The organism is Thermodesulfovibrionales bacterium, assembly GCA_035686305.1.
Classification (GTDB): domain Bacteria; phylum Nitrospirota; class Thermodesulfovibrionia; order Thermodesulfovibrionales; family UBA9159; genus DASRZP01.
Genome location: DASRZP010000088.1, coordinates 16,616 through 32,665, shown reverse-complemented (window position 1 = coordinate 32,665; position 16,050 = coordinate 16,616). Strand labels below are relative to the sequence as shown.

Sequence of the window (16,050 nt, the reverse complement as noted above, 5' to 3'; positions counted from 1 at the left end):
TTCCGTCTAACATGAGTTCCCCCCAAAAAACATATTTTTTCTACTCTGACTATCCGACCGCTGTCAAGCAGAAACACTCTTTTGGAAAAAATGAATCCAGGCAGCAACATCATCTTCTCTGCTCATTAGCTATGATATACTGAAGAAAACCTTAAGCCGGCCATGATCACCACGGTGAGGAGAGAATGCCTGGGATAATAAGAGGTAATCAGGATAATAGGAGGTAATGATGCATAATCGGAAGTTGATGGGTGGCATCATCTTCTTGTTGCTTGTCTTTGCATTTTGTGCGTCGCTAGTCGGAGCATATGATAAGAGAGATCTTGAAAACTGGCTAAATGAGGCTGAGTCGACACTCGAAGGAACGGACAGCTATACTGCAATTTTTCATAAACGGGAGAGGATACAACAGAGACTGACTGACGAAGAAACTATCTTTCTTAAATTTAAAAAACCTTTCAAGGTCTATATGAAATGGATAAAAGAACCTTATAAAGGGCGCGAAGCGCTCTATGCCGAAGGATATAATGACAATCTCATAAAGGTTCGCGAATGCGGCATTGCAGGGATGATAACGCTAAATATCGATCCCAAAGGTACTTTAATTATGAAGGGCAGCCGACATCCTATTACGGATTCCGGGCTTGAAAACCTTGTCAAACTCATGAGAACGAACCTGAAGAAGAGCACAAACGCCCAAGAGGTTAATATTAAAGAGCACGGCGAGGAGAAAGTATACGGAAGGACTACGAGAAAGGTTGAGATCATCTTTCCCAAGGATAAGACAAAATATTATTACTGTTATCGGGCCTTGATGAATTTTGATGTGGAGACAAAAGTGCCGATCAGGGTGCACATCTATGATTGGGATGACTCCCTGCTGGAGAGTTACGGATATGAAGCTGTAAAGCTTCATGCGGGACTCACCGAAGCAGACTTTGATCCGAACAATTCAGAATATAGATTTTAGGCATGATAGGTTAAGCTGCGATTCTTGGAGCATTGTCTACTTCCTGAGCGGCCCTCTTGCGATAAAAGAATGTACCATGCGAAATATGGGTTTCGAAAGATTATCCGAAAGTGCTTGATTGTGTATAATATGAAACAACACAGATCAATCGTGACGTCTTAAGGAGAGGTGAATGACTCTTAATAGTTATGATGTACAGGCCTTACAAAGGATGAAAGGAATGGTCTTCCTGTTACTATCCTTTCTCCTTGTTCCAAGTCTTCTCCAGGCCGGCACAGAAGCCTATCCATATGGTAACGGCAGTACGGTTATCGGTTGGGTGAGAGATCACAGAGTGAGGGATGGGGAATCGTTGATCGAACTAGCGAGGGCATCAGGAATAGGTTATAACGAGATTGCTGATGCGAACCCCCTCCTTGACCCCTTTGTCCCGGGAACGGGCGCTCTGGTGACGGTACCTCACTCATGGATACTCCCTGATGAGGAATCCTATGACGGGATCGTTATCAATCTTTCTGAATTGCGACTCTACTATTTCTTCCGGCAGGGAGCGTCCCGACTCGTCATGACATTTCCCATCGGGATCGGCAGCGAGGGAAACGACACCCCTACCGGGGAGTTCAGGGTTGTAGAGAAGATCGTCCAGCCGGCCTGGCACGTTCCTGAATCTATCAAGAATGAAAAGCCGTGGCTGCCAGCCGTAGTCCCTCCGGGGCCTGATAATCCCCTTGGTTCTCACGCATTAAGGCTTTCATTGGGAACTATTCTCATTCACGGAACGAACAAGCCCTGGGGTGTCGGGAGAAGGGTCAGTCATGGATGTATAAGGCTCTATCCCGAGGATATCCCGAAGCTTTTTCAGGTTGCCCCCGTTGGTGTTAAAGTGACGATTGTTCGTCAGCCCGTAAAGGTGGGCCTCAGGAACCACAGGGTATATATCGAAGTTCATGATGATCATCAGGGAATGAATTATTTTCAGGAGGCCGTTCGTCTGCTGATAAAGAAGGGGTTTCTCGGACGTATTGATACCGGAAGACTCTATCTTGCGGCAGAAGAAAAGCGTGGTATACCTGTTGATATCTCGGGTGAAAGCATGGCCCCCCATGACGGAGCAAAGGACGTTCTTTCGGGAAGACGGAAATGAAAGGGGCCCGAAGGCCCCAATTCGCCGTTTGACTATAGCAGACAGTTCTATTTCTTCTGTTGCAGCTCAAAGGACTTTGCTGCCTTTGCGGCAGCTGCTTCAGCCCTGTTTGCAGCGGCTTCAGCTCTCTTTGCTGCATCCATAGCAGCGCCGGTGTCCCCTCTGTCACAGCATTTCTTAGCTTCCTCAGCCAGCGCTTTTGCTTCCATGGCCATCTTCTTCGCATCCTGCGCTTCGGCAGACGTCATGGGCATTGGCTCGCCTCCCTTTGCCATCCTGGCCTCAAGAGCCGAAACCCTCGCCTCAAGTTTGCTTATTCTGTCTACAAGAGGGTCAATCTGTTGTTTGACATAATCTTTTGAAGCGCATCCGAAGACGAGGGAAAACAGGACAAAACATGATACGAACAATGGTATCACCTTTCTCATGATATCACCTCCTTTCCGTTCCGTATTTACTCTCCGAGTACATTATATCACCAGAAGGCAACATTGCAAGAGGAAGAAGTCATGAGAAAAGAGGTCGCCTTTTCGAGACTTTTTGGTAAAATAATTTGGTAAAATAGCAGGTAAGGATTCCTGAAGATGAAGGAGGTATGGAATGGTTCCTATATGCAGCAAGTTTTCCGGAAGGGTTTTGGTGTCCGTCGCGCTTTTGATAGCAACGATATCTCCCATGACGGTCTCGGCGTCGGAAGATATGCGCGAGATTACGGAGGACCTCAATAGCAAGGACTGGAAGGTTCGTTTGGCAGGCGTCGAGAAGCTGGGCGCTTCCCGGGACGAAAGGTCGTTGCCCATGCTGATAGAAGTGGCCAACTTTGGAGGAGAGCATACCGAAGTCAGGGTCAGGGCAATTCAATTGCTCGGCGAGACCGGAGATCCAAAGGCACTGGAGAGTCTTCTTGACATCTTTAATGACAGTATGCTGAGCTGGGAATGTCCGGCCATAAAGTCTTACACTGCCACGGCCCTCGGCAACTTCAGGGATGACAAACGACTCGATGAAGCCCTCATCGGCGGCATCAATGACCGCGAACTTCTCACGAGAGAGGCGTCAATAAGGTCGCTTGGCAAGATCAGGAGTTCAAAGTCAGTTCCGTACTTGCTCAATGTGCTGGATGACGAACGTGTGAGCATAAAATTAAGCGCGATAAAAGCCCTGGAAGAGATCGGAAACCCTCAGGCAATTCCCTATCTGGAGCGTATAGCAGAGAAGGACAGTGATACGGTGGTGAGGAATCAGGCAAGGGCCGCATTGAGCGTCTTTCGTCATCATTCACAGCAGAATTAAGGACTGCCAGGTACATGGGCCGCTGGTGGCGACCCTGTTTTTGAAGGGATGTTCAGCTGCCAAAGGCCTCTGGAATTGGGGACGTTTTTCCCTGACGAATTTCTGGCTAACGGAGATGAGAAGTTAGGTATGGACCAGATCAAGGATATTCAGGAAATCGACGAGATCGAAGAGATAAAGGCTCGATTGGATGAGATTATGAAGATGCAGGAAACGATACTGAGCAGAATCGATGATATCGCCCGGCTGCTGGGTCGCCTTCTCAGTATGAAAGAACGGACAGAGGGAAAGAGTAAGGCCGGCAGGAAAGCAAGAAAATAAGTCGCAACGAAGAGAACGTCTGAGATCGGGCTCTCTCGTCCGGTCCGAACAGACATCTTTGTTCGATCAAAGGTATCGCAATACAAGGCTTCTCACCATACCCGCCTTCCCGAACATGTCAGTTTTATGCAAATGGAAAGTAACCTTACGGCTGCACTACGAGAATCTTTTGCACAATCTTAGGGTAGGTCGCGATGAACCGCAGTTCATCATCGGTCAGAGGTTTCTGGGTGTGGAGGTTAGCAAACTGGACGAGTTCGAGGATCTTTCGAGCCTCTTTGTCGTTGGGGAAGCTGATGCCGAGCTTGTCGTATACATGTCTGAAGCCCTTTATGCCGCCGTATTCCCCGGTCGTGATGATCCTTCCCGTCTCGATCAACTCAGGTTCGCCCCGCCCCACATCTTCTGGATCAAAGAGCTCATAGCTCCGCCTGTCCTTCAGGGCGCCATCTGCATGGATCCCTGATTCATGGGCAAAGGTATTGGCGCCGACACCGGGCTGGTTTATCGGTATGGGAATATTGAAGGCATAGGAAGCATATTTCGCGATTTTCCAGGCTGTTTTGAGGTTGATGTGTTCGTCTAAGGGTATCTTACCCTTTAATGCATGGGAAAACTTCAGCGCAAGGACCGTTGATACCAGGTCGCAGTTCCCAGCCCGCTCCCCGTAGCCATTAATTGTTGTGTTGATGTAGGAGGCAACATTGCTTTCTATCGCGCCCTGGGCGCCCGCCACAGAAACAGCCTCTGCCATGCCGAGGTCATTGTGGCAATGCATTTCGATGGGGAGTTTGGTAGCCGATGTGAGCGCCTTTATTCGCTCATAGAGGGTAATCGGATCATCGACCCCAAGGGTGTCACAGTATCTCATGCGGTCTGCACCGGCCTCTTTCCCTGCCAGCCCGAACTCAATGAGTTTGTCCAGGTCTGTCCGGGAGGCGTCTTCAGCATTCACCGCCACCGTTGCCGCTCCCATCTGCCTTGCCAGCCTTGTGGACTTGTACATCGATTCCACAACGTCCTTCCATGTCTTTCTGCCCTGGAACTTCCCCTGTATCATGAGAGGTGATGTGGATACGGAAAGATTGAGGTGGCGAAGATCCGGACAGTTCCTGAAGGAAAGTTCAACGTCATCAGGCAATGCCCTGCACCACCCCTGAAGATGGAGCCTTTTGATACCGCCTGCTCCTGCCAAATCGAGATTTGCGTTGATATAGTGTATCTCGTGCTTCAGCGTGGGGAATCCTATTTCGCTCTGATAAACCCCCATTTCGTCAAGGTAGATGTTCAGCATCGTTTTGGAGAGCTTCGGGAGCATAATTCTTGACGTCTGGACTCCGTCCCTGTTCGTCACATCGATGAGATAGACTTTGTTTTTCACGGAGCATTCGCAAGTGGTCATGTGCAACTGCCGCCGCATGAAGGTGCTCGTCAAACGGGGATCCCGCTCGTTCTGTTCCTCTCACCCCGAGTCTTACAGGAGGAGTTGAACGTCTCACGGATCTGCGTCGAGGTCCTTTCCGGCCCGACGAGAATTTCCACTTCGGGGCTTACAGGCTCGGTCGAGACCTGCTCCCACGAACCGGTCTGCAGGATCCTTCCGTGAGAGTACACAATAACCCTGTCCCCGAGAAATGCCGCTTCATTGCAGTCGTGGGTCACAAGAATGACGGGTATTTCGAACCGCTGTCTCACCTCCTTAAGAAAATGCCTCATCTCTGTGCGGAGGGGCTGGTCCAGGGCTGAGAAGGGTTCATCAAGCAATAAAAGGTCCGGATGACGGATGAGCGCCCGAGCAAAGGCAACCCTCTGCTTCTGGCCTCCCGATATCTCGGAGGGATAGCGGTCTTCAATGCCGGCAAGTTTGAAGGCCTCTATCATTTCCTGAGCCCTCAAGAGCCTTTCCTTTTTGAGCACCGCCGGCGCGCCGAAAAGAATGTTTCTCATGACGGTCATGTGGGGGAATAAGGCCAGATCCTGAGACACATAGCCGAAGGAGCGGGCCTGGGGCGGGGTGTCAATCCCCTCTTCGCTGTCAAAGTAAGTCTTACCGCCTGAGCGGATTCTGCCTTCGTCGGGTCTCAGCAGACCCGTGATTAGTTGAAGCGTCATTGATTTTCCTGAGCCCGAATAGCCGAAAAGCACCCCAAGCTCGTTGCCGATCTCCCACGCCACATCGAGTTTGAAACCGTTCACGTTCTTCTTGAGTCTGAGCGAGAGCCCCATTATATGCCTCTCTTTGAATATGTGTTCGCGAGATAGAGGAAGAAGCCGGACATGGCCGTGAGCAGGGCAACCATTGCGTGGGCCTTCGTCCACTCGCCGCTGCTTGCAAGGCCGTAGATGGCGAGCGGCATGGTGTCGGTCCTTCCCGGAATATTCCCGGCCATCATCAGGGTCGCTCCGAACTCCCCCATGGCCCGTGCAAAGGAAAGCACGGTGCCGGCAAGAATTCCTCTCTTTGCGAGAGGGATTATTACCTTGAATGCTGTGGAGGCCTCCCCGTGACCCAACGTGTAGGCGGCGTTGACGAGATTACGGTCCACCGATTCTATCGCAGCCCTCGCAGTTTTTATCATGAGCGGCAGGGCAACGACAAACGAGGCCAGTGCGGCCGCATACCACGTGAACATGATCGTAAAGCCCGTCAGCTCATAGACGGTCCTGCCGATCAGGCCATTCCTTCCGAAGATGACGATCAGGTAGTAGCCGGTCACCGTCGGGGGAAGCACGAGGGGCAACGTGAACAGCATATCGAGGAATTCCCGTCCCCTGAAGTCCCTCCGCGCCAGGAAGTAGGCAATGGCTGTTCCGGCAAGGACCACAAAGAACGTTGCGACCGCTGCCACCTGAAGCGAGAGCCTCATCGAAAAAAGCGTGCCGGTCTCCATGCTCACTTCATCCTTTCATGTCTATTGTTTCTTGAAACCGTACTTCTCAAGGATCTTCTGTCCTTCGGGTGACAGCACAAGGGCGATGAAGTCCTTCGCCGCCGCTTCGTTCCTCGTATCTTTCACGACCGCTATAGGATACACCACAGGCTTATGACTCTCCTCGGGAGCGGTCGCAACGATGCTGACCTCTTTCGGCCTGGTCATCGCATCAGTCGCATACACAACCCCTGCGTCAACTTCACCGCGAGCGACGTAGTCCAGGGCCTGGCGCACGTTCTCGGTGAGGATGAGTCGATCCTTTATCGTATCAAAAATTCTGTAATAGTGGAAAACCTCCTCGGCGTATCTCCCTGCGGGCACGGTTTTGGAGTTGCCGACGGCGATCTTCTTTATGCTGTCCGTCTTAAGATCCTCAAAGGATTTTATCGGCATTTTTGCAGTTGCGGGAGCCACAAGCACCACGGCATTAGCAGCAAAATCGGCCCTCGATCCTGAAAGGATAAGCCCCTTCTTTTCCGCCTCGTCCATATCTTTTTGCGCGGCCGATGCAAAGACATCAACAGGAGCGCCGCCTTCAATCTGTCTCATTAAGTCTCCAGAAGCTCCGAAGTTGAATGAAACTCTTAATCCTTTATGCTTCGATTCATAGAGCCTGCCGATCTCCTCAAAGGCTTTCTTGAGACTTATGGCTGCCGAGACGGTAATCTCCCGAGTCCTTTCGGCTACTGCAACGTGTTGCAGCATGAACGATACCGACATGAAAAAGAAAAGAACATAAAGATATTTGGCTTTCATAGGTCTCTCCTATCTTTTGATCTATCTGCAAAGTTATACGCACTCATAATGTTGTTTCCCCTCGGCTATCCCTTTGTAAATCACATCCCCGCATATTTTACACCCACCGTCCCTTTTAATCCTGAGTTTCCTGAATTCCATGTCAACAGTATTAAACAGAAGCACCTGGGAGGCAAGCGGTTTTCCAAAGCCGGTGAGCAGCTTTATCGCTTCCAGCGCCATGATGCAGCCTAACATTCCGGATACCGCCCCGAGAACGGGGAACCCTAGTTCTTCCCAATGAGGATCGTCTTCAGCATAAAGACAGTTCAGGCAGGGTGTCTCTCCGGGGATGACATTGAAGAGATACCCCTCCATGCCGTTCATTGCGGCCTCCACCATGGGAATATTTCTTCTCACACAGGCTGCGTTCAGAACGCGGCGTTCCGAAAAGTTTGGTCGTGCAGAGAGTGCAAGATGCACGCCTGAAAGAAGCTCCTCAACATTCTCCCCGGTTGTCCGTTCATTATAGATCTCGATGGCCACATCAGGATTTATTTCACGAATACTTCTCTTTGCCTGTATGACCCTGCTTTTCCCTATCCAGTCGTCTTTCATGAGTATCTGTCTGTTCATATTCGAAAGGGTGAGATTGCCATAATGGGCGAGCTTCATTTTCCCGATTCCCGCCACCGCAAGATAGACTGCGGCAGTCCCTCCCAGTCCACCGATGCCGGCAATGAGTACAGTGGAATCTTTCAGTCTCTCCTGGTGTTCATGGGTAAACCCACCGAGGATCAACTGTCTCCGGTACCGCTCAACTTCCCTTTCGCTCAGTTTTCTATCCATGACATCTGCCCCGTTGTTATGCTGGGTGCCTCAGGCAACCATTTCACAGTACTCCTCTCCAATTCTCGCGTTCAGGGCCTCCAGTTCCATGTCTCTATCCTCTCCCAGGACGCCGAAGGCATCAGCCCTGCATTGCCTGCAGTGGGTCATCTGGGGGATATATCTCGTGCACTCAGCACGCATCCTATCCACCATCCCACGGGAAGGCCCCTTAATATCCGCAAAATCGGCCTGGGGAATAAGAGGAAGTACATTCATGATTTCCGCTCCTCTCATCCCGGCGAGCCATGCAACGAGGGGTAGGTCAGCATTGTTGATCCCGGGGATAAAGACGCTATTGACCTTGACCATGAACCCCGCGTCAATCGCATTTCTCAGCCCCCGCGTCTGGTTGGCGACAAGACACGCAGCCGCCTCTTTACCAATATATTTTTTCCCCCGGTAAGATACCCATGAATATATTTTCTCTGCTGTCTCGGGAGTCACAGCATTCATGGTAATGGTGAGACTCTTCACGCCACATTTCATGAGTTCCGGCAGCCTGTCGGTGAGAAGAAGCCCGTTTGTGGATACACAGAGGGTAAGTTCAGGGAACTCCCGATTGATGGCGCCTAAGACTTCAAAGGTCGTATCGTTTGCGAGAGGATCTCCGGGGCCTGCGATGCCGATGACAGTGATCCGGTCGTTTCTTTCCATAAGGAGCAGCACCCGCTCCACCGCCTCACGCGGTGTCATGACTTTGCTGGTAATGCCAGGTCTTGATTCATTGGCACAGTCGTATTTTCGCACACAATACTTACACTGGATGTTGCATGCGGGGGCAACAGGCAGATGTATTCTTCCGAATGTGTGATGCGCTTCCTTTGAGAAGCACGGATGGGTCTTCCCAATATCCGGGTTCTTCTTGGTTTTTGTATTGCTGACCCCAATTGGTATCATGGTTCACCTCACTTTCGCGTTTCCTCCGACATGAGCAAGATGGATGCCTTCTCTTTAAGCCCTTGATTTTGCTCCACTACCAAACCGGAACATGATATACAGGGTGGACAGTTCTGTATTTAATGTAACAATTTTGTATGATCGCGATAGATGCATAACATAACCAAACTCCTGCCCGTTGTCCCGATTTATTCTCACATTGCATTTGTCCGCCCCCAGGCGTACAATGTGCGTATGGGAAGGGAAGTGCACAGAGATGGCATGGCAGTCTGTCATTCCGCGAAGGGCCGCCTCCGGATAAAAGTGCCCTTTATCCAGAGGCATGGAGAGAAGGCCGCCGACTTCAGCAAGAGGCTGGGAAGAGAGACTGGTGTGGTGCGGGCGGAAGCCAGGCCTCTCACAGGGAGTGTCATCATTTCCTACGACAGCGAGAAGACCACTCCGGTAGTCATTATCGAACTGCTGGAGAAGGTTCTCAAGGTCTCTGAGGAGAGCAGAAGAGATAACCCGGTCCGGGAATCTCGGCGGAAGATTCAACACGACCACGCTATTCACGGAAACCTGTTGCATTTTGGTGCTATAACCGGTTATTCGGTATATCTTCTGGTGAGAAGGCTTATCTTCAGGGCAACGGTGCCTCAGGGTCCGCTCAGTCTTACGGGCCTGGTGGCTGCCGCAGGTTCATTTCCCCTCATGCGACACGCCTGGAACGACGTTCGCGCTGGAGGAAAAGGCATCAGCCTCTTCCCGTTCCTTGCAGGTACCTGTCTCCTTGCCATTGTCATGGGTGAGGCTCTTACTGCCCTTGAGGTGATATGGATCAGCGGTTTGAGCATGCTCCTTGAGGACTACATAACCGACAGATCTCGAAGGGCAATACGGGATGCCCTCCAGGTCACCACAAGGAACGCCTTTATTCTCGTTGAAGGCAGAGAAAGGGAGATCCCGGCAGAACAAGTCCGACCTGGGGACACGGTCGTAATTCATACGAGCGAGAAGATCCCCGTGGACGGCGTCGTAGTGAAGGGAGAGGCCCTCGTGGATGAGGCATCCATAACGGGCCGCGCAGGACTCGAACTCCGCTCCATTGACCATAAGGTCTACGCCGGCACTATTGTGCACCATGGAGTAATTTACGTCCATGCAGAGAAGGTGGGCGAGGAAACCTATCTCAACAGAATACTGCGGCTCGTGCAGGAATCTTTGGCCAATCGGGCGCCTACCGAGAAAGCTGCGGATCTTCTCGCTGCCCGGCTGGTGCGCCTCGGTGCACTCGCCACAACAGCCACGGCCGTTCTCACAGGGAGTTTCATCAGGGCGTTCACAGTGTTGCTCGTCGTATCGTGTCCATGTGCGTCGGCCCTTGCAGCATCCACGGCGGTATCCGCCGCCCTCGCTAATGCCGCCCGCAGGCGAATACTCATCAAGGGAGGGCTTTATCTTGAAACCGCAGGAAAGACGGACTGCTTCTGTTTTGATAAGACAGGTACCCTTACCATCGGTCACCCCCAGGTGGTGAAGATACTTCCTAGAACACCAAGACAAAACCCTAACAGGCTCCTTGCCATGGCGGCTGCCGCCGAGGTACATAATATGCATCCTTTGGCTATTGCTATCGTGAAGGAGGCAGAGACCCGGGGCATCACCGTCCCTACACACGCGGTCTGTGAATTCGTTCTGGGCCGCGGAGTCAGGGCCAGGATGCAGAGAGAGACCATCCTCGTAGGTAACGCCCAATTCATGGAAGAGTCAGAAGTTGATATCACCTACTTCACCAGTGAGATGATGAGACTTGTGGATGCAGGTCATACGGTCGTCTATGTTGCACGAAACGGTGCGGTCCAGGGGATCATCGGGGTTGCAAATGCGATCCGGCCCGGCACCGTCGATGTGCTTAACTGGCTGAAGACAGATGGCGTCTCTCACCTCGTCCTCATTACCGGGGACACGGAGGCCGTGGCAAAGGCTCTGGCTCGGGACTTGGGGTTTGACGATTATAGGGCCGAGCTTCTGCCTGAGGAAAAGGCAATGTTTGTGGAAGGACTCGCGAGAGCCGGCCGCCGGATAACCATGGTGGGGGATGGAGTGAATGATGCTCTAGCCATTTCAAAGGCACATGTAGGGGTAGCCATGGGAGCCGGGGGCGCGGAGGTGGCGATAGAGGCGGCAGACATCGCGCTGCTGGACAGTAACATAGGGCGTTTGATCACCCTGAGACAGATGAGCATGCAGACACTCAGGGTCATAGAGCAGAACCACTGGCTCGCGGTCTCCACAAACATTGCGGGAGTCGCTCTGGGAGCGGCAGGTGTGATTACGCCGATCATGGGCGGCCTTTTGCACATCGTCCACACCGTGGGCATCATGCTCAATTCCAGCCGCCTCCTGAACTGGCAGCCCCCTGAGAAGATCGGGTCGCAAGGCGCCCTTTCGCCTGAGTAGAAGCGTCAGGAGAAATGGTCGATATTTTCCTCAGAGCACTCGAAAACGACGGAGAGTCCTGAGAAACTTTCTTTTGGCAACAGGCATGTTCTGCAGGTGAAAATGTGATCACCCCGGCCGCGCTCACAACTCAATATGGAGATGGCATCTTTTCGTGCAGACCCTGGAACATGCCTCACAACCGATGCAATTGCCCGGATAGGCAACGGACATTACCTTATTGCCCATATCGTCGCCATACTCATCTTCTCCTTCAAAGGGTTTTTCGATAAGTTCAAGGACCTCCCTGCTGCAGACCTTGTAGCAGCGGCCGCAACCGATGCATTTATTTGCATCGATTGATTCGATGAACCGCGGGGACCATGTCTGTCCCCCGCGCGTGTATCCTGTGATTGACATATCTTCCTCCTTCCAGATGAGCGCTTCATTCCCCTCCCTCGAAGGGCGGGGCATGGACGACCCACCCCTGCACCCCTCCAAGGAGGGGAATTACTAAGAAGTACATAGATAAGGGAGCATTGATATGAAATCTCCCCTCTTTTAAACTCCTTAGTGATACTCCATTATTCACTTCACGCTATTGCCTCTCCACCAGTCTCTCCGGTTCTCACCCTGAAGGCGCCTTCGATGGGTGAGACAAAGATCTTTCCGTCCCCCGCCTTTCCGGTCTGATTAACCTTGATGAGAGATTTGACAATCTTTGTAACAACATCATCGGGCACCACAATAGTGAGAAGCCTCTTGGGGACAAAGAGGGCCACCTTTGGCAGGGTGTGCTCGAGGGCGTAGGATGAGGGTGTCGGTGTCAGTTTGACTGCCGTACAGAAGCTGTCAGGCATTTCAGAGTCCATCTCTGCACACATGGCGCCCTTCTGCCTCCCTCTCCCCTCAACGCTCTGGATCGTTAATGACGGATATCCCAATTCCTCAATCACCTTCTTTGTCTCGGGAAGCTTGTCCCTTCGTATGATTGCCGTTATCTCTTTCATAGGGCAGCCTCGCCGGTCCTGACAGTATAGGCAGCCTCCACGGGGCTGACAAAGATCTTTCCGTCACCAATGAAGCCTGTCCTCGCCTTTTCCTTGATGATGGTAATCACTTTGTCGGCGTCGTCATTTGCCACGACAGTCATGATCATGATCTTTGGGAGCTCGTCATAGTGCACAGGTCCTACGGTCAGTCCTTTCTGTTTCCCCCGTCCGAAGACCGGTACCTTGGTGAGAGAGGGGAACCCTGCACCCTCAAGGGCAAGCACAACTTCCTGTTCCTTTTCAGGTCTGATAAAAGCTCTGATCATCTTCATCTTTTGTTCCTCCTTTGTTTGCTGTACGTACGCTTTTTTCCAAACAATCGCCGGCCTCTATTCCTGACCTTTACCTTGGAGTGCCTTCCTAAGCCACGGGGGCGGTGAGGTCTTGATCGTATCAAGGAGCTTCTTGAGCGATTCCTGAATTGAAACGATCTCCTTCACCTTGACGGGCATAATACCCTTTCTTATGAGACGAGATGCGGAGGGACCGCCGATTTCGGTGAGATAGATTATTTTGCAATCAGAGAGTTTATTGACTTTCTTCTCAACGATGTCATCGTGCGGTCTTCCCATGCCCTTTGTGTCCTCGACAGCGGTGTCCCTGCCGTCTGCGAATTTCCGCATTTCGAGGAAGCGAAAACCTTCAGCGGTGAGGTCGTAAACGGCAAAGGCGCCTGCCCTGCCGAAATGTTCATCTACCGCGACGCCATTTGTTGTCGCAAATGCCACTTTCATCGATGCACCTCCTTTGCGAACAGAGTGGCTGCTTCTTGAATTAGGGAGAGGGTACCCTTGTATCCAATGGTTATTTTGTTCGTGTTACCGAAGATCTTGTATACCGGGAAGCCCGCCTGCAGGAGGGGCATCCCAAGTTTTTCCGCCGTATGGGTGGCATGGGAGTTCGATATAAGGAGATCGAATTCGCCCTGTATGGAAGAAAGGTCGCCCATAATGACGCGGTCTGCATGAATATGCGCCGAAGCCCTCGACGCAGTGGGAACCAAACTCAGCGGTATCGTGCCACCCATCTCCGTTATCCATCGTGACGTCTGGAGTGCATGGTCCGCTTCGAGAGCAATACAAACCCTTTTCTTCGCAAAGACACCATGGCAGTCGCCCATGGCGTCAACAAGGATACGCCTCTGCCTCTCGTAGCGTAATGGTACAGGTCTTCCACTGAGCAGGCCCAATGTCTCCAGAAAAATGTCGGTATCCTTTATACCCGAGATGCCTTCACACACCCTGTATTCAATGCCGAAGCGTTCTTTTAGTAGCTGCGCAGCGGGCTCCATGGACATGCCGATTCCAATGGTGAATTCTGACGAACCGACGGAAATTATATCCCATATTTCCGTGCCACCTGTCGCAAGAGGTGACATCTCAAGCCTGCTTCCGTCGAGTGAGGAGAGATCGGGCAAGATGATCGGCCTGAGACCAAAGGACTCTGTTACTTCCCTCAGCTCGATGCAATCAGCAGGGGTCAGGTGTGGTCCTGCAAGGACATTGATCTGCCCTCTTGTGACCTCCCTTGCATGGCGCGGTGCGTCGGCAATGCTCAGGAGCGATGAGACTGCCGCACAGTAACCTGCCTCAATCCCTCCCTCATAGTCAGGGGTGGATACAAAGACAACTCTCGTTCCCGAGGGGTTGGCATTGAGTTCTCTCACTGATGCCGCGACATCATCTCCTTTGATTTCGGTGAGGCCCGATGTCAGAATACCGATAACGTCGGGCCCGTCTTTCTCGACGAAGCCCTTGACGGCTTTTGACAAGTTCTCATCGCTCCCCATGACAACGTCCTCCGCAAAGAGCTTGGTGCTTGCAAGGGCTATCGGTTCCCTGAAATGCTTAGTGAGGAGCACCTTTGCCAGGAACGTGCAGCCCTGGGCTCCATGGATTATGGGAAGGGCATTATGGATCCCCTGAAATGCCATGGCAGCACCAATGGATGGAGAATGTTTCAAGGGGTTCATGACAACAGCTTCTTTATTGTGGTGAACATAAGTCGTATGAGACTTATGGGACTTATTTTTTTCGTAGAAATGTATGCTGTTGCTCATCTGCTCCGCGAGGTTGACCAGGCCATCATAGCCTGCATAGGCGATATGCCTTTCCTGGTTTACATCAACAAAAGGGTACCCTTCTTTTATGGCAAGGTACTGGTTCCTGCCCCCTGCGACCAGAATGTCCGCGTTCCTTTCCGTAAGGAGTCTCTTAAGGTTTTTCGGCGTTATGTTCTCCACGAGAGGGGCGTCCTGGCCGAGGATATCCCTCATCTTCTCCTCGTCCTCATGGGTGCTCTTTTTTGTACCCACAGCGACGAGCTCGATACCGAGGTCCAGGAGGGCTGAGATGAATGACCAGCTCTTTACCCCACCGGTGTAGAGTACTGCCTTCTTGCCTCTGAGATGCCGGTAAGGCAAAAGCTTCTTCTCAAGGGCGCGTTCCTTGGTCTTGATTACTTCTTCAATCGCTTCCCCTGTTCTTCCATCCCACACTCCATGTTCCATACCCTTTTCCGCAATTGCCCTGAGGGCCTTTGCCATTTCGGTTTTCCCGAAGAAGGATACCTCAACATAGGGTATGCCGTACTTCTTCTCCATTCCTTGTGCAACATTGATAAGGGCCCTGCTGCACACGACTGCATTCAGGCGCGCCTTATGTGCATAAGTTATTTCCTCAAACGTCGAGTCGCCCGTTATCCTTGAAAGTACCCTGAAGCCTGCTTCTTTGAGCACGGGCTCGATGAGCCAGAGGTCGCCTGCAATGTTATACTCTCCAATAAGGTTAATATCATGGTCCGACATATTCTTTGCCGTGCCTGTGCCGATCACGTGATCGAGGAGCACTTCCCCCGCGATCCTGTTGCCAAGGTTCTTGGGTCCCACAAAGCCCGGCGCATTCACCGGGATGACGGGTATCCTGAGTTTTTTTTCGGTCTGTCTGCAGACAGATTCCAGATCCTCTCCGATCAGGCCGCTTACGCAGGTCGCATAGACAAAGATAGCCTTGGGATGCACCTTATCGTGGGTCTGGAGTATGGCGTCATGGAGTTTTCGCTCACCGCCGTAAACGATGTCCATTTCTCCCATGTCCGTAGTGAAACCCATCCTGTACAGGCCCCCCTTTCTGGAGAGGGTTCCCCTCCCTTCCCAGGAGTTGCCGCAGCAGGCTATGGGTCCATGAACGATGTGGGCAGTGTCGGCGATAGGCTGGAGAACGATCATGGCACCGTCAAAGGCGCACGACTCTCCTCCCCGGGATCTGCATATCCGGCCTTTTTTCTCTGTGCCACATCCGCTTTCGGTCAGCCTGTCTAAATTAGTCATCATTCCCATATCTCTCTTTCATATTTTCCAGTTTTGCTGGCGCGCATCTGGTGGATACAGCCTTC

General features: G+C 51.9%; 17 protein-coding genes. 5 read left to right on the top strand and 12 right to left on the bottom strand.

All coding sequences use genetic code 11. The annotated features are described in order from the left end of the window. Window positions 1-247: 247 nt before the first annotated feature. Complete coding sequence (locus tag VFG09_10225) at window positions 248-970, top strand: DUF1571 domain-containing protein (GenBank protein HET6515524.1); 723 nt, start codon at window positions 248-250, stop codon at window positions 968-970. Between the two features lie 172 nt (window positions 971-1,142). Continuing rightward, window positions 1,143-2,114, top strand: coding sequence for a L,D-transpeptidase family protein (locus tag VFG09_10220; GenBank protein HET6515523.1), 972 nt, complete (start codon window positions 1,143-1,145; stop codon window positions 2,112-2,114). 47 nt (window positions 2,115-2,161) lie between these two features. Here VFG09_10220 and VFG09_10215 read toward each other — a convergent pair whose 3' ends face one another. Continuing rightward, window positions 2,162-2,542, bottom strand: coding sequence for a hypothetical protein (locus VFG09_10215; GenBank protein ID HET6515522.1), 381 nt, complete (start codon window positions 2,540-2,542; stop codon window positions 2,162-2,164). 172 nt (window positions 2,543-2,714) lie between these two features. On the opposite strand from VFG09_10215, the gene VFG09_10210 reads away from it, so the two are divergent. Continuing rightward, window positions 2,715-3,407: a HEAT repeat domain-containing protein gene (locus VFG09_10210; GenBank protein ID HET6515521.1), complete on the top strand. Its 693-nt coding sequence runs from the start codon at window positions 2,715-2,717 to the stop codon at window positions 3,405-3,407. Between the two features lie 129 nt (window positions 3,408-3,536). Beyond that, entirely contained in the window at window positions 3,537-3,728 is a 192-nt protein-coding gene (locus tag VFG09_10205) for a hypothetical protein (GenBank protein ID HET6515520.1), read from the top strand. Window positions 3,729-3,873: 145 nt separating this feature from the next. Here VFG09_10205 and VFG09_10200 read toward each other — a convergent pair whose 3' ends face one another. From VFG09_10200 to VFG09_10175, 6 genes are read right to left on the bottom strand one after another with little or no spacing between them, the layout of a single operon-like run. Then, window positions 3,874-5,109 carry a homocitrate synthase gene (locus VFG09_10200; protein HET6515519.1) on the bottom strand — a complete coding sequence of 412 codons (1,236 nt, stop codon included), beginning with the start codon at window positions 5,107-5,109 and terminating at the stop codon, window positions 3,874-3,876. Between the two features lie 50 nt (window positions 5,110-5,159). Further along, a complete protein-coding gene (locus VFG09_10195; GenBank protein HET6515518.1) occupies window positions 5,160-5,954 on the bottom strand; it encodes an ATP-binding cassette domain-containing protein in 795 nt (264 codons plus the stop codon). Continuing rightward, on the bottom strand, window positions 5,954-6,619 hold the full coding sequence (gene modB, locus VFG09_10190) for a molybdate ABC transporter permease subunit (GenBank protein ID HET6515517.1): 666 nt from the start codon (window positions 6,617-6,619) through the stop codon (window positions 5,954-5,956). Before modB ends, VFG09_10195 begins: the two co-directional genes overlap by 1 nt. A gap of 21 nt (window positions 6,620-6,640) precedes the next feature. Next, the gene (gene modA / locus VFG09_10185) at window positions 6,641-7,417 is read right to left on the bottom strand and encodes a molybdate ABC transporter substrate-binding protein (GenBank protein ID HET6515516.1); all 777 of its coding nucleotides are present in this window, start codon (window positions 7,415-7,417) and stop codon (window positions 6,641-6,643) included. A gap of 33 nt (window positions 7,418-7,450) precedes the next feature. Then, window positions 7,451-8,245, bottom strand: a complete 795-nt coding sequence (locus tag VFG09_10180) for a HesA/MoeB/ThiF family protein (protein ID HET6515515.1) — start codon at window positions 8,243-8,245, stop codon at window positions 7,451-7,453. Window positions 8,246-8,275: 30 nt separating this feature from the next. Then, window positions 8,276-9,184 carry a radical SAM protein gene (locus tag VFG09_10175; protein ID HET6515514.1) on the bottom strand — a complete coding sequence of 303 codons (909 nt, stop codon included), beginning with the start codon at window positions 9,182-9,184 and terminating at the stop codon, window positions 8,276-8,278. A 150-nt stretch (window positions 9,185-9,334) separates the two neighbouring features. Here VFG09_10175 and VFG09_10170 point away from each other — a divergent pair, with 150 nt between their 5' ends. Next, window positions 9,335-11,626 (top strand): cation-translocating P-type ATPase, encoded by a 2,292-nt coding sequence (locus VFG09_10170; GenBank protein HET6515513.1) that lies wholly within the window; start codon window positions 9,335-9,337, stop codon window positions 11,624-11,626. A gap of 123 nt (window positions 11,627-11,749) precedes the next feature. Here VFG09_10170 and fdxB read toward each other — a convergent pair whose 3' ends face one another. The 5 genes from fdxB to nifE form a co-directional block, all read right to left on the bottom strand. Next, window positions 11,750-12,025 (bottom strand): ferredoxin III, nif-specific, encoded by a 276-nt coding sequence (gene fdxB, locus VFG09_10165; protein HET6515512.1) that lies wholly within the window; start codon window positions 12,023-12,025, stop codon window positions 11,750-11,752. A gap of 173 nt (window positions 12,026-12,198) precedes the next feature. Beyond that, window positions 12,199-12,615 carry a P-II family nitrogen regulator gene (locus tag VFG09_10160; GenBank protein ID HET6515511.1) on the bottom strand — a complete coding sequence of 139 codons (417 nt, stop codon included), beginning with the start codon at window positions 12,613-12,615 and terminating at the stop codon, window positions 12,199-12,201. Continuing rightward, entirely contained in the window at window positions 12,612-12,929 is a 318-nt protein-coding gene (locus VFG09_10155; protein HET6515510.1) for a P-II family nitrogen regulator, read from the bottom strand. Before VFG09_10155 ends, VFG09_10160 begins: the two co-directional genes overlap by 4 nt. Window positions 12,930-12,986: 57 nt before the next feature. Then, window positions 12,987-13,391 (bottom strand): nitrogen fixation protein NifX, encoded by a 405-nt coding sequence (gene nifX, locus VFG09_10150; GenBank protein ID HET6515509.1) that lies wholly within the window; start codon window positions 13,389-13,391, stop codon window positions 12,987-12,989. Continuing rightward, window positions 13,388-15,988 (bottom strand): nitrogenase iron-molybdenum cofactor biosynthesis protein NifE, encoded by a 2,601-nt coding sequence (gene nifE / locus VFG09_10145; GenBank protein ID HET6515508.1) that lies wholly within the window; start codon window positions 15,986-15,988, stop codon window positions 13,388-13,390. The genes nifX and nifE overlap by 4 nt, the downstream gene beginning before the upstream one ends. Window positions 15,989-16,050 lie beyond the last annotated feature (62 nt).